General features: G+C 70.7%; 13 protein-coding genes and 1 pseudogene. 4 read left to right on the forward strand and 10 right to left on the reverse strand.

Translation table 11 applies throughout. From position 1 onward, the window contains the following. Nucleotides 1–38: 38 nt before the first annotated feature. The 5 genes and pseudogenes from cydC to H0487_RS03165 all read right to left on the reverse strand — a co-directional run bounded on the left by cydC (nt 39) and on the right by H0487_RS03165 (nt 6,801). Nucleotides 39–2,369 (reverse strand): thiol reductant ABC exporter subunit CydC, encoded by a 2,331-nt coding sequence (gene cydC / locus H0487_RS03145; protein ID WP_183092774.1) that lies wholly within the window; start codon nt 2,367–2,369, stop codon nt 39–41. A gap of 226 nt (nt 2,370–2,595) precedes the next feature. Beyond that, nucleotides 2,596–3,258 (reverse strand): annotated as a pseudogene (locus H0487_RS03150) (ABC transporter transmembrane domain-containing protein); the annotation flags it as partial. A 68-nt stretch (nt 3,259–3,326) separates the two neighbouring features. Next, a complete protein-coding gene (cydB, locus tag H0487_RS03155; protein ID WP_183092775.1) occupies nt 3,327–4,355 on the reverse strand; it encodes a cytochrome d ubiquinol oxidase subunit II in 1,029 nt (342 codons plus the stop codon). A gap of 14 nt (nt 4,356–4,369) precedes the next feature. Then, entirely contained in the window at nt 4,370–5,806 is a 1,437-nt protein-coding gene (locus H0487_RS03160) for a cytochrome ubiquinol oxidase subunit I (protein ID WP_183092776.1), read from the reverse strand. 155 nt (nt 5,807–5,961) lie between these two features. Then, a complete protein-coding gene (locus H0487_RS03165) occupies nt 5,962–6,801 on the reverse strand; it encodes a hypothetical protein (RefSeq protein ID WP_183092777.1) in 840 nt (279 codons plus the stop codon). A 212-nt stretch (nt 6,802–7,013) separates the two neighbouring features. On the opposite strand from H0487_RS03165, the gene H0487_RS23145 reads away from it, so the two are divergent. Continuing rightward, complete coding sequence (locus H0487_RS23145; protein WP_183092778.1) at nt 7,014–9,419, forward strand: cytochrome P450/oxidoreductase; 2,406 nt, start codon at nt 7,014–7,016, stop codon at nt 9,417–9,419. Continuing rightward, nucleotides 9,416–10,435 carry an aromatic ring-hydroxylating dioxygenase subunit alpha gene (locus tag H0487_RS03175; protein WP_183092779.1) on the forward strand — a complete coding sequence of 340 codons (1,020 nt, stop codon included), beginning with the start codon at nt 9,416–9,418 and terminating at the stop codon, nt 10,433–10,435. Before H0487_RS23145 ends, H0487_RS03175 begins: the two co-directional genes overlap by 4 nt. Here the strand turns inward: H0487_RS03175 and H0487_RS03180 are convergent, their stop codons facing one another. Continuing rightward, complete coding sequence (locus H0487_RS03180) at nt 10,436–11,026, reverse strand: hypothetical protein (RefSeq protein WP_183092780.1); 591 nt, start codon at nt 11,024–11,026, stop codon at nt 10,436–10,438. It abuts the gene before it with no gap. 126 nt (nt 11,027–11,152) lie between these two features. Between H0487_RS03180 and H0487_RS03185 the strand changes: the two genes are divergently transcribed. Then, complete coding sequence (locus H0487_RS03185; RefSeq protein WP_220793036.1) at nt 11,153–12,127, forward strand: AraC family transcriptional regulator; 975 nt, start codon at nt 11,153–11,155, stop codon at nt 12,125–12,127. Nucleotides 12,128–12,217: 90 nt separating this feature from the next. On the opposite strand, the gene H0487_RS03190 is transcribed toward H0487_RS03185, so the two are convergent. Continuing rightward, the gene (locus H0487_RS03190) at nt 12,218–13,117 is read right to left on the reverse strand and encodes an SDR family NAD(P)-dependent oxidoreductase (RefSeq protein ID WP_183092782.1); all 900 of its coding nucleotides are present in this window, start codon (nt 13,115–13,117) and stop codon (nt 12,218–12,220) included. A gap of 84 nt (nt 13,118–13,201) precedes the next feature. On the opposite strand from H0487_RS03190, the gene H0487_RS03195 reads away from it, so the two are divergent. After that, nucleotides 13,202–14,806 (forward strand): AMP-binding protein, encoded by a 1,605-nt coding sequence (locus H0487_RS03195; RefSeq protein WP_183092783.1) that lies wholly within the window; start codon nt 13,202–13,204, stop codon nt 14,804–14,806. 57 nt (nt 14,807–14,863) lie between these two features. Here the strand turns inward: H0487_RS03195 and H0487_RS03200 are convergent, their stop codons facing one another. The 3 genes from H0487_RS03200 to H0487_RS03210 form a co-directional block, all read right to left on the reverse strand. Beyond that, the gene (locus tag H0487_RS03200; protein WP_183092784.1) at nt 14,864–15,124 is read right to left on the reverse strand and encodes a hypothetical protein; all 261 of its coding nucleotides are present in this window, start codon (nt 15,122–15,124) and stop codon (nt 14,864–14,866) included. A 619-nt stretch (nt 15,125–15,743) separates the two neighbouring features. Beyond that, nucleotides 15,744–16,250, reverse strand: a complete 507-nt coding sequence (locus H0487_RS03205; RefSeq protein WP_183092785.1) for a SigE family RNA polymerase sigma factor — start codon at nt 16,248–16,250, stop codon at nt 15,744–15,746. A gap of 87 nt (nt 16,251–16,337) precedes the next feature. Next, nucleotides 16,338–17,120: a hypothetical protein gene (locus tag H0487_RS03210; RefSeq protein ID WP_183092786.1), complete on the reverse strand. Its 783-nt coding sequence runs from the start codon at nt 17,118–17,120 to the stop codon at nt 16,338–16,340. Nucleotides 17,121–18,019: the final 899 nt, after the last annotated feature.

Consider the following 18,019-nt stretch of genomic DNA (forward strand, 5'->3'; position numbering starts at 1 on the left):
GGGGGTGCCTCGAGCGGATGTCGCCCCGTCCGCCCGGCTCAGCTGGTCAGGTCGAGGACGTCGTCCACCAGGTCGAGCCCGGCGGTGCCGTGGGTGATCCACACGACGGAGCGGTCCCGGGTGCCCCCCAGCACCTCGCCGGCCAGCTCGGTGGCGGTGGCGTGGTCCAGGTGGGCAGCCGGCTCGTCGAGCACCAGGACCGGTTGGTCTGCCAGGAGCGACCGTGCGATCCCGATCCGCGCGCGTTCGCCACCGGACACCGCGGCGTGGCCGTCGCCCAGCCAGGTGTGGAGGCCGTCGGGGAGCGAGTCGAGCCAGCGCCCCAGGCGGGCCCGGCGCAGGGCGACCTCGACCTCGACGTCCGTGGCCGTCGGACGAGCGAGCCTGACGTTCTCGACGAGGGTCGTGCTGAAGACGTGGGGGTGGTCGTCGACGAGCCCGGTGAGTCGCCGTACGTCGTCGAGCGGCAGGTCGTGCAAGCGCTGCCCGCCCAGGCGCACGCTGCCCTCGACAGGGTCGAGGAACCGCACGAGGAGGGCCGCGAGCGTCGACTTGCCCGAGCCGGAGGCGCCGACGACGGCGACCCGGCCGCCGGGCTGGAGGCGCAGGTCAACAGGCGGCGTGAGGGGGGCGCCGCGCTCCCAGCTCGTCCGCGCATGCCGGACGTCGACCTCGGCGCTGCCCGCCGCCGCCGTCGCCACCGTCTCCCGCACGGCGGGCGCGGTCCGAGCCAAGCGGTGGAGGCGGCTCTCGGCAGCGCGGCACCGGACGGAGAGCGCACCGGCGTCGGCCACCGGTGCGACGACCTCGGCGACGGCGAGCGGAAGCAGGACGAGCAGGGCCATCATCGGACCGGACAGGGCTCCGTCCGCCACGGCTGCGCTCGTGATCGTCGCGACACCCGCGACGGCGACGCCCGTCAACCCGAGGACGAGGGCACGGCCCGCCGCGAGCCAGGTGGTCTCGGCGACGGAGGAACGTCCCATCCGGGCGCTGACCGCGGCGATCCGATCGGCTGTCCGGTCGACGGCTTGCCACATGCGCAGCTCGTCGCCGACCTGGAACGCTTCCACCACCTGGGCCGAGAGTCGCGCTCTCAGCTCGACCAGGGTGTGCTCGGCTCGCTGCGCACCGTGCCGGGCAAGGAAGTAGGCACCCGGGCCGGCAAGGGCGAGGAAGCCTGCCACGACCAGACCTGCGAGCGGGTGGATGCTGGCGGCCACCAGCACGGTCAGGAGAGCCACGAGGGCGAGCTGGCGTACGGGCATCCGCACCCGGAGCTCGCGGTCGACGACCGCATCCACGTCGTCGACCACAGCGCTGAGCAGATCGCCCCGCCGACGGCCGAGCCGGGCGGGCACCAGGGGCACGAGGGCGTCGTACACCTCGACGCGGCGGCGGGCGAGGAGGCGCAGGGCCGTGTCGTGGGAGCGGAGGCGCTCGACGTACCGCAGGACCGGGCGGGCGAGGCCGAACGTGCGGACCCCGACGATCGCCACGAGAAGCGTCAGCACGGCGGGACGGGTGGAGGCCTGCACGATCAGCCACCCGGCGGTCGCGGTGAGGGCCACGCCCGAGGCCGATGCCAGGGCACCGACGACGGTGCTGACGGCAAGCCCGCGGCTGCCGGTCGGGGGCTCGATCGCGTCCGGCAGGGGAGGCGGCGCCGCCCGCGTGATCGGGCGGTCCTCGTTCCGGGGTGTCGCGACTACCGGGAGATCGGCCCGGTCACGGTCGGGCGCGACCAGCTCGATGAGGTGATCGGCGGCGGCGATCATCGCGGCCTTGTGAGCGACCACCACGACCGCTGAGCGGCGACCCAGCGCGATGACGGTCTCGACGATGATCCGCTCCGTGAGGTCGTCCAGGTGGGCGGTCGGCTCGTCGAGGAGCACCCAGGGACGGTCGGCGAGCACCACCCGCGCCAGCGCGAGACGGGCGCGCTCGCCAGCGGAGAGGCTCACGCCGTCCTCGCCGAGCGGTGTGTCGAGGCCCTGAGGGAGCGTCTCGACACGGACCTCGAGCGCGACCTCGCGGAGTGCACGCCAGAGCTCGGCCTCGGACGCGTCCGGCCGGGCGAGCCGGAGGTTGTCCGCGATCGTGCCCTCGACGAAGTGTGGTTGCTGGGGGAGCCAGGCGACCTCCGCCTGCCAGGCGCGCCCTCCGATCGGCTCGCCCGCTGCGGTGATGGTGCCCGCCGTCGGAACCAGGCCGGCAACAGCGCCGAGGAGCGTGGACTTGCCGCACCCGGACGGACCCGAGACGGCGGTGACGCCGGTCGCGGGGATCCGGGCATGCGCGACCGCGAGAGCCGGTACGGCGCGCCCGGGATAGGTGACCTCGATCCCGGTCAGCTCGAAGGGCTGCACCTGCGGGGGCGGCCCGCTCCGGCCCTGCGGGTCGCGGTTCGAGCACGCCGCTCGCGAGCTCGAACGTGGCCGTGCCCTCGGCCGCCGCGTGGAACTCGGCGCCGACCTTGCGCAGGGGCCAGTAGGCCTCGGGTGCGAGCAGGAGGACGACGAGCGCGGTGTGCAGCCCGACGCCTCCCGATGCCAGGCGGACCCCGATCGTCACGGCCACCAGCGCCACCGAGAGGGTCGCCACCAGCTCGAGCACGGCCGACGACGCGAACGCGACGCGGAGCGTCCGGAGCGTCGCCCGGCGGTACCGATCAGTGATCTCGGCGATCCGGTCCGACTGGGCCCTCGCCCGTCGGTGCGCGACGAGGGTCGGCAAACCGCGGACCACGTCGAGGAAGTGGCCGGAGAGTGCTGCCATCTCCCGCCACTGCTCCTGGGCGCGGTCCCGGGTGGCGAGCCCGACCAGGGCACCGAAGAGGGGCACGAGGGGCAGGGTCGCGAGCACGATCACCGCGCTCAGGACGTCTTGGGTGGCGATGGCGACGACGGTCAGCGGCGGGAGCACCACCGCCACGACCAGGGACGGCAGGTACCGGGTCAGGTACGGCTCGATGGCGGCCACACCGCGCGTCGTCAGCACCGCCCGCTCGCCACCCCGGTCGACCTCGTGGCTGGCGATCGTCGCGAGCACCAGCCGACGGCGCAGGACCGTGCTGACGACATCGGCTGCGCGGGCTGCCCCTACGTCCCCGGCCCCGGTGACGATGCCACGGGCGGCCAGCAGAGCGGCTGTCGCGAGACCCCACCCGACCAGGTCGTCACCGCGCAGCGCGGCGACGACGAGCCCCGCGACCGCCCACGCCTGGGCGATCACGAGGATGCCGCTCGTGGCACCCATCGCGGCGACGCCGACGAGCTGACGGCGTGCCGGAGCCAGGAACAGACGCAGCCGCGGGTCGGAGGGCCTCACGGCGCCGTCGGCACCGATGCCGGCGCGGTCGTCGGCGGGATGTGGTGAGCCGCGATCCGCTGCCGGAAGACCCAGTACGTCCACCCTTGGTAGGCGAGCACGAGCGGCGTGAACACGACAGCCACCACCGTCATGATCTTCAGGGTGTACGGCGTCGCCGCCGCGTTCGTGGTGGTCAGCCCGTCCCCGGCGGCCAGGGTCGTGGGCATCACGTCCGGGAAGAGCGCCAGGAACAGACCCGCCACCGCGAGCGCGATCGCGACGAAGGTGCCGATGAACGCCCACCCCTCGCGTCGTCGGATCGCAGCGAACAGGCCTCCGACCAAGGCCCCGGCCGCGGCGACGAAGGCGATCGCTGAGGCGGCGGTCCCGGTCTCCGCCTGCGTCCACCCGAGGAAGGCGACCGATGCGACAGCGGCGGCCCCCGCGGTCGGCACGGCCAGCTTGCCGGCACGCTCGCGGATCGGGCCGTCGGTCTTGAGGGCCAGGAAGACAGCACCGTGCGTCAGGAACAGCAGCAGGGTCGTGACCCCTCCGAGCAGGGCGTAGGGGTTGAGCAGGTTGAAGAAGCCGCCGACGTACTCGTGGTCAGCGTCGATCGGCACGCCCCGCAGGATGTTCGCGAACGCGACCCCCCACAACAGTGCCGGCACGAACGAACCGACGATGAGCGCCAGGTCCCACCGCTGGCGCCAGGTGTCGTCGTCGCGCTTGGCGCGGTACTCGAACGCCAGGCCGCGCACGATCAGGGCGACTAGGATCAGCAGCAGCGGCAGGTAGAACCCGCTGAACAGCGTGGCGTACCACTCGGGGAAGGCGGCGAAGGTCGCGCCGCCCGCGACGAGCAGCCACACCTCGTTGCCGTCCCAGACCGGGCCGATCGTGTTGATCATCACCCGCCGGTCGACGTCGCTCCTACCGAGGACCGGCAGCAGCATGCCGACGCCGAAGTCGAAGCCCTCGAGGCAGAAGTAGCCGATCCAGAGGACCGCGATCAGGGTGAACCAGACGGTGGTGAGCTCCATGTCTCCTCCTGCTCTCAGTACGCGAACGCCAGCGGGCGGTCGTCTCCGGCACCGGCGTCGGGACCGTCGTCCACCAGCGGCTCGGCCCCCTTCGCGATGTAGGTCAGCAGCAGCCGCACCTCGACGACCGCGAGGACGCCGTACACCGCGGTCAGCACGATCAGCGAGGTCAGCACCTCGGCCGCGCTGACGCCCGGCGACACGGCCTGCTCGGTGGTCATCAGGCCGAACACCGCCCACGGCTGGCGTCCGACCTCGGTGAAGATCCAGCCGAACGCGTTCGCGAGGAGCGGCAGGAAGGGCAGCGCGATCGCCGCCCACAGCACCAGTCGTCCCTGCGGGGTCCGATCCTGGCGGGTGGCCCACAGGATCCAGGCCGCGAGGACCGTGGCCACCAGCCCGAGGCCCATCATCAGTCGGAACGTCCAGTAGGTCAGCGGGATCACCGGCGTGTAGTCGCCGGGGGAGTAGTACTTGGCTCCCGGGTCCTGGCCGTAGGTCTCGATGTACTTCTCCCGCAGCGGGTTGATGCCCTCGACCTCGCCGTTGCTCGTGCCGGTCGCGAGGAGCGAGAGGAGGCCGGGGACCTTGACCGAGAAGGTCTCCTCCGTCCCGTCCAGGGTGCCGAGCTGGAAGAGGGAGAAGTCGGCCGGCGCCTCGTCCTCGTACAGGCCCTCCGCCGCCGCCATCTTCATCGGCTGGACCTCGGTCATGATCTTGCCCTGGACGTCGCCGCTGATCACCACGCCGATCCCGCTGACGATCACGATCGCGGCACCGGTGCGCACCGCCTTGCGGTAGAGCGCGCGGTCCTCGCTCGGTGCCTTGCGCAGCATCTGCCACAGCCCGACGCCGACGACGAACGCGGCACCGGTCATGTAGGCCGACAGCACGACGTGGGGGAAGGTCACGAGCTGCACCTTGTTGAGCAGCACCGCGGCGAAGTCGTTCATCTCGGCCCGGCCGGTCTCCGGGTTGTAGGCGTAGCCGACCGGGTGCTGCATCCAGGAGTTGGCCGCCAGGATGAAGTACGCCGAGAAGAGCGTGCCCACGTGGACGAGCGCGATGCAGGCGGCGTGGATCTTCTCGGGGAGGCGGTCCCAGCCGAAGATCCAGAGGCCGAGGAAGGTGGACTCGAGGAAGAACGCGAGCAGGCCCTCGACCGCCAGCGGGGCGCCGAAGACGTCGCCGACGAACCGGGAGTAGTCGCTCCAGTTCATGCCGAACTGGAACTCCTGGACGATGCCGGTGACGACGCCGATCGCGAAGTTGATCAGGAAGAGCTTGCCGAAGAACTTCGTCAGTCGGAGCCACTGGGGGTTCCGGGTGCGCAGCCAGGTGATCTCGTAGCCGGCGATGATCGCTGACAGCCCGATCGTGATGGGGACGAAGAGGAAGTGGTAGACGGTCGTGATGGCGAACTGCCACCGGGCGATATCGGTGGGATCCACGGCTTCTCCTGGCATGCGCGTCGTACGGACACGTTCACGCTAGGAGTCCTCCGGGGCGGCGGTGCACGGCAACAGTGCCCCTGCCCGGGGGACCTTGGTCCCAGGACCGGGCGTGGCGGAGTGGTGATGAGGCTTCCCGAGCCGAAGGGGCTTCCTCAGTGGATCGTGATGACCCGCACCGGCACCGTGAGCCCCGCCGTGGTGGCACCGGAGAGGTTGCAGACCTTGATGTGGACGACGTCGGTGAGCGCGCGCTGTGCAGTGATCGTCATGCCGTCCGGGATCGTCCCGTTGATCGTGAGCAGGGCGACGTCACCGGCCTCTGCCCCGGAGACGTTGCCGCTGATGGTCGTGCACCTCCCGTTCGACAGGGAGCCGATGCTGATCGACCCGCTGCGGTCGGCGCCGTCGATGTCGTCCATGGCGACCGTGCGGTTCGCGATCTCCGAGCTCGTGACCGCCGAGGTGGCGATGAGGCTCGAGGTGATCGAGGAGGTGGCGAGGTCGGAGGTGCCGAGCGAGCCGTTGAGGACGTCGCTGCTCGTGATCGAGCCGTCGGAGATGTCGGCGCCGAAGATCGACGACGGGGCGATGTCATCACCCGTGATCGAGCCGTCGGAGATGTCGCTGCTGAAGATCGACGACGCGGCGATGTCCTCACCCGTGATCGAGCCGGTGGCGATGTCGAGGCCGGTGAGGGTGGCGTTGAGGACCTCGCTGGTGGTGACCGAGTCTGAGGCGAGGTCGACGGCGGCCAGCCCGCCGTCGACCTCGGTGTCGTCGCGCACGTCGAGGGAGGAGACGTTGTTGTTGGTGATCTTCCCGCTCGTCACGTTGTTGTTGGCGAGGTCGGCGGTCTTGACCTCGCCGTCGACGATGTCGGTGCTGAAGATGGTGTTGGCCGCGTAGGCGGTGCCCGAGCCGAGGGCGATCGTCAGCGCGAGGAACGAGCACACGTTCGCGAAGGTGAATCCGTTGAGCAGCTTGCTGAGCATGGCCTGGCTCCTTCGAGTGGGCCGGTCGCGGGGTGGCGCCGACGGTCGGGTTTGGCGAGTCCTATAAGACGGATCGGGGAAGTTGTGCGAAAGGTACGAGAGTCGCGTCGCCCGGGGGTGCGAGTCTGACGACTCCGGCGACTCGACCCGCGGTCTTCCTTGTTGCAGTGGTCGGGGTGTCCCACGAAACTAGCGGCGAGGAGGTCCAGACGATGAGCGTTCTCGACCAGATCATCAACAAGGCCCAGGCGACGATCCCGATGGAGCGTCAGGTCCAGGGACTGCACCTGTTCCAGAAGGCCAAGAAGCTGGTGCTCGGTGACCGGCAGCCGGTCTTCATCGAGGAGGAGATCCCCGACGTCGACGACGTCCCGCTGACCGAGATCGATCTCAGCAACCCGTTCCTCTACGGCCAGGGTCAGTGGCTGCCCTACGCCAAGCGTCTCCGTGACGAGGCGCCGGTGCACTACCAGGCCAACAGCCCCTTCGGTCCGTACTGGTCGATCACCCGGTACGACGACATCGTCACCGTGGACAAGGACTTCTCGACGTACTCGGCCGAGCCGCAGATCGTCATCGGCACCCCGCCGGAGGGCCTGGACATCGAGATGTTCATCGCCATGGACCCGCCGCGCCACGACCAGCAGCGCAACGCCGTCCAGGGTGTCGTGGCTCCGCAGAACCTCGAGGAGATGGAGGGGCTGATCCGCTCACGAGTGGCGGAGGTCCTCGACTCCCTGCCGGTCGGCGAGCCGTTCGACTGGGTGGACAAGGTGAGCATCGAGCTCACGTCGCGGATGCTGGCCACCCTGCTCGACTTCCCGTACGAGGACCGCCGCAAGCTCGTGTACTGGACCGAGCTGGCGGGCGCGAGCGCCTCCGCGACCGGCGGTGCGGTCGACATGGACGAGCTGTACACGGGCGTCGCCGACATGGCGAAGAGCTTCAGCACCCTCTGGCACGACAAGGCCGCCCGTCTCGCCGGCGGCGAGAAGCCGGGCTACGACCTGATCACCCTGATGCAGATGTCGGAGGACACCAAGGACCTCATCAACCGGCCGATGGAGTTCCTCGGCAACCTCATCCTGCTGGTCGTGGGTGGCAACGACACCACCCGCAACTCGATGTCGGGCGGGGTCTACGCGCTGAACCAGTTCCCGGACGAGTTCGACCGCCTCAAGGCGAACCCCGAGCTCATCCCGAAGCTCGTCCAGGAGATCATCCGGTGGCAGACGCCGCTGGCCTACATGCGTCGGATCGCGACGAAGGACACCGTCCTCAACGGCCAGTTCATCCGGAAGGGCGACAAGGTCGTCATGTGGTACGCCTCGGCCAACCGTGACGAGCGCACGTTCGAGAACCCCGACGACTTCGTGATCGACCGTCACAACGGACGCCACCACCTCTCGTTCGGGATCGGCGTCCACCGCTGCATGGGGAGCCGAGTGGCCGAGATGCAGCTGCGGATCCTGTGGGAGGAGCTGCTCGCCCGGTTCTCGGACATCGAGGTCGTCGAGGAGCCGGAGTACCTGCAGTCGAACTTCGTCCGTGGCTACACGAAGATGATGGTGACTCTCGCGCCGATCGGTCAGGAGCCTCGGCCCCGGACCCGCGCGGCGGCGGTGCCTCAGCCCACGCGCATCGAATCCCGAAAGGGCTGGGTCACCGGCACCGCGGAGAGCGAGGTCGACCTGCAGGTCGCCGCCCGTCGCGAGGTGGCCGACGGGGTCGTCGAGCTCACGCTCGCCCCACCGAACGGCGCCCAGCTCCCGTCGTGGACCGCGGGCGCGCACATCGACCTCGTCCTCGAGCCGTCGCTGACGCGGCAGTACTCCCTGTGCGGCAGCGCTGCCGACGAGTCGTCGTGGAAGGTCGGGGTCCTCCTCGACCCGGAGAGCCGCGGCGGCTCGTCGTACGTCCACGAGAAGCTGACGGAGGGCGCGACCGTCCGGGTGCGCGGACCGCGGAACCACTTCCCGCTCGTCGCGTCGCCGCGCTACCAGTTCATCGCCGGCGGCATCGGCATCACGCCGATCCTCGCGATGATCGAGGCGGCGGAGGCGCGCGGCGCCGAGTGGAGCCTGCTGTACGCCGGCCGCACCCGCGCGTCGATGGCCTTCCTCGACCGGTTCGAGGGGGATGCGCGCGTGACGCTGGCGCCGCGCGACGAGGGAGACCGGCTCGACCTCCCGTCGCTCCTGGCGACGCCGCAGGCGGGGACGCTCGTCTACTGCTGCGGCCCGAGCGGCCTGCTCGACGCGGTCGAGGACGCGTGCAGCGCCTGGCCGGACGGCAGCGTCCACCTCGAGCGGTTCGCCGCCAAGGAGGTCGTGGCGTCCGAGGACGCGCTCGACTCGTTCGAGGTGGAGTGCACGCGCACGGGAGTGACCGTGACGGTCACCGAAGGCGTCTCGATCTTCGAGGCGGTCGAGAAGGCCGGCGTCGACGTGCTCGGCTCCTGCATGGAAGGGATCTGCGGCACCTGCGAGGCCGACGTCCTCCAGGGCACGCCCGACCACCGTGACTCGATCCTGTCCAAGTCCGAGCGCGAACGCGGCGACACGATCATGACCTGCGTCTCCCGATCGCTCTCCAAGAAGCTGGTGCTGGACGTATGAGCTACCCCCAGGACTGCTGGTACGTCGCTGCCACCTCCGACGAGGTCGGCGACGGGTTCACCGCTCGGCGCATCGTCGACCGGCCCGTCGTGCTCCTCCGCCTCGCCGACGGGTCGATCGCCGCGCTGGAGGACCGCTGTGCGCACCGGCCCTACCCGCTGTCGGCCGGCCACCGCGAGGGCGACCTCGTCGTGTGCGGCTACCACGGCTGCACGTACGACGCCACCGGTCGCTGCGTGCGGGTGCCCTCGCAGGACAACCCGCCCTCAGGGGCGCAGGTGCGCGCCTTCCCGGTGGTCGAGCGCGCCCCGTTCGTCTGGGTCTGGACCGGCACGCCCGGGGGCGAGCGGTTGCGGCCACCGCCGGCCACGCCCTGTCTTCAGGGTGACGGCTGGAGCAGCGTGGGGGAGCGGCGCGACGTCGCCGCCAACCTGATGCTGCTGCACGAGCACTACCTCGACCTGACCAACGTGTTCGCGATGCACCCGGAGATGGTGCCGCCGGGCATCGAGGCGCTGCCGCCGCTGGAGGAGGTCGAGGTGTCCGAGGTCGCCGTGTCCTACAAGCGCGAGCTGCCGAAGGCGCCGCTGGCGCCGTGGGAGGCGCAGGTCTCCGGCCTCGACGACGTCGCGTCGTACGGCCGCCAGGAGACGGGCGCGTTCGTGAGCCCTGGCCTGCACCGGCAGACCTACACGATCACCGGTTCCGACGGCCCCGTGCTGGAGCTCGTGCGGACCCACGGCTTCACCCCCGCGTCGGCGGGGTCGACCCACGTCTTCCTCCAGCTCTCCTGGCGCGGCACCGCGGTCTCGCCCGACGTGGGGGAGCGGCTCGCGGCCGTCTTCCACGAGATGGCCACCCGCGACTTCGCCGTGCTGGAGACCATGCAGCGCTGCCTCGACGAGGACGCGACCCCGCGGCGCTACGTCAACGTCCAGGCCGACCGCGCCGCCCTCCGCGCCCGTCGCATCCTGACGTCGATGGTGGAGGACGAGCGCGGGACGCCCCACCCGTGATCAGAAGGGGCGGGGCGGGAGGGGCTTGATGAGCGGGTCGAGCAGCTGGGACGACTGCTCGACGGTGAGGACCTCGGACGGGTCGAGCGGGATGATCTGCCGCTGGGCCTCGTCGACCTCCCAGACGTCCTCGCCGACCAGGCGGCCCTCGTCGTCGTAGGGCCAGATCATGTGCTCGACGTTGGCGACCAGGTAGTGGCTCTGGGGGTCCACGGGCGCCCCGGCCTCGACGAGGAGCCGGCCGGGGGTCTGTTGGTAGATGGTGGCCGTCGAGACGATCATGTTGTCGCCGACGGCGAGCTTCTCGTCGGTGGCGTAGAAGACGCACTGGGCCGTGCGGGACCACTCCTCGTAGACGGCCTGGACCGCCTCAGCGCCCTCGAGGACGGTGTTGATGCCGAAGACGTTGAAGTGGTACACGGGGTGCTCGACGGTCATCTCCGGGGCGAAGATGTCCTTCCAGCGGCCGGCCATCTCCAGGTAGCGATGACGGTTGTAGGCCTGCAGCAGCCAGTGGTGCCGCGGGTTGGTGGTGGTCTCGAGCAGGCGCTCGACGGCGATGTTGGTCTGGGTGATGTCGAAACGACTCATGAGGTTCTCCCTTGGTGAGTGGCCCTGGCGGGCACTCAAGGGTCACCCGGACCGCCGCACCAGGTATTGACTCTCGACGACATCTTCTTGACTCTGGACGACATGTCGCTCATTCGAGGAACTGCCTTGCAAGGCTTCGTCGACCTCGCGAGCGACCTCGGTGCCGACCCGTACCCCCTGCTTCGCCGAGCGCACCTCGACCCGGCTGGCGTCGGCAGCCACGACAGCTACCTGGAGTACCGCGGCGTGATCGCGGCGCTCGAGGCTGCCGCACGGGCGACCGGCGCTGGTGACTTCGGCCGCCTGCTGGCGCACCGGCAAGGACTCGACATCCTCGGCCCGCTCGGCGTCGCCGCCAAGACCGCACCCTCCGTGGGTGCGGCGCTGGCGTCCATCGAGAAGTACATGGCGATCTACAGCCCTGCCATCTCGATCACCGTCACCTGGTCCGCGGGCGACGACCTGGCGAGGTTCGAGTGGCGCATCATCGCTGAGCGACCACCGGCGCACCGGCAGGCAGCCGAGCTCGCACTGGGTGTGTCCTGCCAGGTGTTCCGCCTCCTGGCAGGACCCGAGTTCCGTCCCACCCGGGTCCGGCTCCGGCACCAGGCGCTCACCGACGCCGACGCCTACGAGGAGTACTTCGGCTGTCCGGTCGAGTTCGCCGGTGACGCCTACGGCTTCTGGTTCCCCGCCTCGGTCCTCGCGCTGCCGATGGACGCCGACAGCGCAGTGCACGCCGTCGTCGAGGAGTACCTCGACACGGTCGCACTGCCCGACGCCACGAGCACCGGGGAGAACGTCCGGCGGTTGGTGCGCACGATGCTGCCGACCGGCGCCCTGACCCTCGAGCTGGTCTGCGCCCAGCTGGCGGTGCATCCCCGGACGCTCCAACGCGACCTGGCGAAGAAGAGCACCTCCTTCGCCGCCATCGTCGACGACGTACGACGCGAGGAAGCCGAGCGATACCTGCGCGACACCGAGATGCCGCTCGGCCAGCTGGCCGGCGTCCTCGGTCTCAGCGAGCAGAGCGCGCTGACCCGCGCGTGTCGACGCTGGTTCGACCTGCCACCCTCCAAGGTCCGCTCCACAGCGCGGTAGGACGACCCTGGCACGTCGTTCGACCCGCGGCGCGAGACGATCCGCATCCGCCTGGCATCGACGAGCTCGCTCCCGGCGTATCGGGTGCTGTCAGACGGCGTTCTTGCGGATCCGGTCACCCGCGCTCGGGCTCATCGCCTCGGCGATGCTGATGAAGCGGGACGCCAACGGGCTGACCCGACGGGGGCGGTTGACGACTGCGCTGCAGACCACGGCCGCCGCCTCGTCCGGGGTCAGGGCGGGGATCCGCCGGTAGATCTTGGTGGGCGCGATCATCGGCGTCCGCACCAGCGGCATCCGGACGTTCGTGAACACGACGCCGTCGTCGAGCACCTCGCCCTGCACGCAGTCCGACCATGCCTCGAGCGCGGCCTTGGAGGCCGTGTAGCCGGAGAACCGCGACGGCCGCACCTGGACCGCCCAGCTGGAGATGTTGATGACCTGCCCGCTCCTCCGCGCGACCATTCCGGGCAGCACCCCGGTGACGAGGCGGATCGCAGCGAAGTAGTTCAGCGCCATCGGGCGCTCGAAGTCGTGGAACCGGTCGGCCGAGTGCTTGACCTTGCGTCGGATCGACAGCCCGGCGTTGTTGACCACGATGTCGACCCGGCCGTGCGTCTCCTGCACCTCCTTGACGAGCGCGTCCACGGCGTCGAGGTCGACCAGGTCGCACGGGTAGGCGTGGGCGACCCCGCCGTCGGCGGCCACCTCGCGGCACACGTCGTCCAGCAGGTCCTCGCTGCGCGCCACCAGCAGGAGGACAGCGCCGGCCGCACCGAGCTGGACCGCGGTCGCTCGCCCGATCCCGGACGAGGCACCGGTCACCAGGACCACCTTGCCGTCGACCGCCTTGCGGAGCGCGGCGGCCCCGCCCGGGTCGCCGATCCGCTGGACCGCGCGCGTGAGCGATGCGCGCTCCACCGGAGTCACGCCGACCCGGTTGGCCGCTCGCGCGGCGGACCGCAGCAACGCGTTCCGGTTGAGCTCCATGTCGTTCCTCTCGATCCTGCACCGGGCCGGCAGACCCATCTCGTGGGACCGACGGTTGCTGATACCTCTGTTACCGTCAACCTCGTGGCGCACCCCCACGCAGGTCGCGCGACGAACCTGCTGCGGCGGGCGGCCGAGGAGACCCTCCACCTCTCCATCGTCGCTCGGTCGGGCCTGCTCGCACCGGCGTGGCCGCACCAGCTCGCCCAGATGGGCGAGGCGGTGGCCAGGTACGGCGGCCTCGGCGCGCTGGCGCGCATCGGTGCGATCCGCTACGGCGACCGCGCCGCGGTCATCGACGAGACCGTCTCCCTCTCGTTCCGGGACCTCGACCTCCGCTCCAACTCCATCGCTCACGCGTGGCGGTCGGCCGGGCTGCAGCCCGGCGACGGCGTCGCGATCCTGGCGCGCAACCACCGCGGGTTCCTCGGCGCGGTGTTCGCCGCCGCGAAGTGCGGTGCGCGGATCGTGCTGCTCAACACCGACTTCGCCGGCCCTCAGATCCGGGAGGTCGCCGCCCGGGAGGGCGCCGCCCTGCTGGTGTGCGACGAGGAGTACGCCGCGCTCCTCGACGGGGTCGACCTCCCGCTCGGCCACGTCCTCACCGAGACGCTCCCGGTCGACGGCGACACCTCCCTGGCGCCGCGCGCCGGGACCGCCGCCAGCATCGTCCTGCTCACCAGCGGGACGACGGGCACGCCGAAGGGAGCGACCCGGTCCGAGCCGCGGAGCCTGCAGCCGCTCGGCGGGCTGCTGGAGCGGGTCCCGTTCCGCACTCGCGAGGTCGTCGAGTGCGCGGCCCCGATGTTCCACGCGCTCGGGTTCGCGACGGCACTGCTCGCGCTGGCGATGGGGAACACGCTCGTCGTACGTCGCCGGTTCGACGCGGCGGCGGTGCTCGAGAGCCTGCACACCCACCGGCCGACGGTGCTGGTCGCGGTGCCCGTGATGCTCCAGCGGATCGTCGACCTGCCGCCGACGGCGTGGGGGGACAAGGACCTCTCCGCGCTGCGGATCGTCTTCCTGTCCGGGTCGCAGCTCGGCGCGGACCTGTGCCGGCGGGCCACGGACCGGCTCGGCCCGGTGCTCTACAACCTCTACGGATCCACCGAGGTCGCCTACGTCTCGTTGGCGACACCGGCCGACCTCGCGGCCGAGCCGGGCTGTGTGGGACGCCCGCTGCGCGGCACCGTCGTCCGGCTCTACGACGACGACGGCACGCGCGTGCCGCGCGGCGGCACCGGGCGGATCTTCGTCGGCAACCCCGCGCAGTTCGACGGCTACACCGGGGGAGGCGGCAAGCAGATGATCGACGGCCTGATGTCGTCGGGCGACGTCGGCCACTTCGATGCGGACGGTCGGCTGTTCGTCGACGGACGCGACGACGACATGATCGTGTCCGGGGGGGAGAACGTTTTCCCGCGGGAGGTCGAGGAGCTGCTGGGCGGACACCCCGACGTCGTCGAGGCGGCCGTCATCGGAGCGCCGGACGAGAAGTACGGCGAACGGCTCGTCGCGTTCGTCGTCGCCCGCGACCCGGAGCTGTCGGCCGACGACCTGAAGCAGCACGTCGCCGCCCACCTGGCGCGGTTCAAGACCCCCCGGGACGTGCACTTCCTCGACGTCCTGCCGCGCAATCCGAGCGGCAAGATCCTCAAGCGAGAGCTCCGCGAGCGCCTCTCCGGGTGAACGACAGGTCAGGCCTCTGTGCCGGCGCGCCTCGTCGTGCAGTAGCAGCCGGGGCTGTCAGTCCCGGGTCCGGAAGCTGAGGGATCGGACCATCTGGCGGAGCTCGGCGACCGTGTCGGGCGGGGTGTCGGGGAAGTAGTGGGTCACGATCACCACGCGGAAGCCGTCGACGTCGACGACCCAGATGTCCCAGATGTTGCTCGGCCCCTGGGCATGGAAGCTCGGCTCCCACGGGCGCCAGAACTCGCAGCCGCTGATGTCGGCCGGCACGCTGAGGGTGAAGAACCTCGCGGGGTGGCCGCCGACCGATGCGTCCACCGCCGGGGTGACGTCGAGCCGCTTCCTGGCCTGGACCGCGTCGACGAAGTCGTCGGCGCCGGGCCCCNGGGCCCCACCGTGATGCCGGGTGGTCGGGGATCATCCGGAAGACAGGGATCGGCGTACAGCCCTGCCCAGAAGCTGGTCCAGCCCAGGACCAGCGCGGCTCCGTCCGGGGCTCGTGTCGGGAGACCGCCCTCCGGCGTGACCACGTTGGGGAAGTCCGGGAGCTGCTGCCATCCCGCCGGCACCGTCACCTCGATATCTAGAGGCGGAGGCAGGGAGCTCGGGCGAGAGCAGCCCGGCACGTCGGCGCACGCGTTCTCCAGGACGTACCGGTACCGGCCAGGGTCCAGCGGACCGTCCTGGATGTCGCGGACGACCGACGCCTCGGTGTCGGTCGGGGCGATCACCGGATCGACCGGTCGAGGAGCGGCGTCCTCGCGGGTGATCGCCAGCGTCCCTGCGACCACGGTCACCGCCGCGGCAACCGCGATGCCGGCGAGGAGCCCGAACCGTCGACGACGTTCCTCACGGGCGGCCCGCTCGATCGCGCGCTCGAGGTCGCCGTAGGCCGGGACGTCGGCGACGATCTCGTCGAACGCATCATTGAGACCGGTCATGAGTCGACTCCTTCGAACGCGGCGACACTTCCGGGCGCGAGCTCACGCACCCGCTGGAGCGCGACCCGGACCTGTGACTTCACCGTGTTCACGCTGATGCCGAGCACGTCGGCGGTCTGCACCTCGGTGAGGTCCTCGTAGAAGCGCAGCACCAGCACTGCGCGCTGTCGCGGCGTGAGGCGATCCAGAGCGCCGGCGAGCGTCAGTCGATCGCTGGCCGCGGCCGCTTCGTCCCGCCCCGCTGAGTCAGGTGGTGAAGCCCAGGGCAGCTCCAGCAGTCGCCGCCGTCGCCAGGTGTCGACGAACCGGCTGTACAGGATCCTGCGGACGTAGGCCTCAGGGTCCACCGAACCGGCTTTCTGCCAGCGCCGGACCATGACCACGTAGGTGTCCTGCACCAGGTCCTCGGCTGCCTGGTGGTCGCCGGTCAGCAGGTACGCCGCCCGTGAGAGCGCAGCTCCCCGCGCCGCCACGAACTCGCGCAGCTCGGCTTCCCGGTCCATGGCCCCACTCTCCTCGCGACGACCCTCTCCGGCACTCCTAACGCACATTCGGGCTCCCGCGGGTGGGGGTCGTTCCACGACGTCCTGCTACGCCTCGAAACGGATCGTCGCGACCATCGCGTCGAGCTGGGCCACGGCCTGCGGAGGAGTGTCCGGGAAGTGCTGGGCGAGGATCACGACCCGGTCGCCGTCGACGTCGACAGCCCAGACGTCCCAGTGGTTGCTCTCTCCCTGCGCGAAGATCCCGGGGTCCCAGGGACGCCACAGGTCGCAGGCGCTGAGGTCGTCGGGTCCCTCCAAGGAGAAGAACCGCGCCGGGTGACCACCGACCTCGGTGTCCACCGGGCGGGTCACGTCGAACGCCCGCACCTCCTGGACCGCCTCCACGAAGTCATCCACGCTCGGCCCCACCCGGACGTCAGGGGTCTCGTGACCATCGGGGAACTGGTCGACCTCCGCAGCGGTCAGGCACGGGTCGGAGTTCAGGCCCACCTGGAAGGTCGTCCAGCCCAGCAGGAGGGCAGCGCCGTCCGGACCTTCGGTGGGGGTGGGCAGGTCGGGGGAGATCACGTTGGGGAACTCCTCGAGCTGCTGCCATCCCTCGGGCACCGCCACCTCGACCTCCAACGGAGGTGGCCGGTCCTCGGGCGCGGGACACCGCGTCAGCTCGCTGTTCGTGCACACGTGCTCGACGACGACCCGGACGAGCCGGTCGTCCGGTCCCGCCGACGCGGTCGGCGTCGATGCTTCAGTGAGAGCCGGCGCAGGATCCCTGCCGTCAGGTCGGTCTGCGTCGGCGTCGCAACCGACGATGGTCTGAGCGCATGCGCCCACGGCGACAAGGGTCGCCAGGCCTCTACGTGCAGCCACGGTGGCCACCTCCTCGATCCGGTTGAGGTCACCCCTCTGAACGCAGACCGTGCCCCGCCCGGGTGGGGCCACGCCGGGGGCGAAGGCTTCGGTCTCGACCCGGGTATGGGCACCGGACGCCACTGTCGCGGCACTCGAGCACCTTGCGGGGCGGCTGGAGGTCGTTGTTGACTCAGGCGTCCGGCCTCGGGACGTGAGGCCGCCGAGGACGGGGGCATGCCGTGCTGTCGAGCTCACTTCCAGAGGTGGACGTCCCGGAGCTCCCGCTCCACGAGGTCGTCCTCCGTGCGGCCGAGGTGCACGCCGACGAGGTGGCCTTGGCGGACGCGATCTCCGGGGACTCGATGACCTATCGCGACCTGGCGGGAACAGGCGAGGGTCGTCGTTCCGGGTCCTTCCTGGCGTCGGTCACGTCCCGATGTACGACGACCCCGGGTTGGTTGTCGCCACGATCCGCGACTGGATCGGCAGCCCGCGCTAGGTGCACTCCGCCGGGACGTCGGCTTGGTCGCTGGGGCCTTCGGGGTGGCGCGGCCCAGACGGCCGACGGCCCGCCCTGCCGAAGCAGGACGGGCCGTCGTACGACGTCCGATCAGATGTCGTAGTTCTGACTGACTGACCCACGTTGACCTGCGCAAACGTCGAAATCGGCCGGCTGTTTGTACCGGAGTTGTAACAGACTAGCTCCTTCTGCGAAGGCCCAAGGCGGTAGTGCTGCACCCAGATTGATCTAGATGTCGGCTGCTCACTCGGTTCTGCGCAGCAGTGATGGCGGCGGTATCTACCGAGACAACGTGGCTGTGACTCTGGCCCTGGCGGTCGGCTCGGCGAGGGCCCACGGCGATCGGGGTGAACGGCCCCGGGTCTCTGGTCCAGCACCTGTTGAGGTCGCGCCGATC

The sequence above is a fragment of the Nocardioides stalactiti genome (genome assembly GCF_014180715.1).
GTDB classification, from domain to species: domain Bacteria; phylum Actinomycetota; class Actinomycetes; order Propionibacteriales; family Nocardioidaceae; genus Nocardioides; species Nocardioides stalactiti.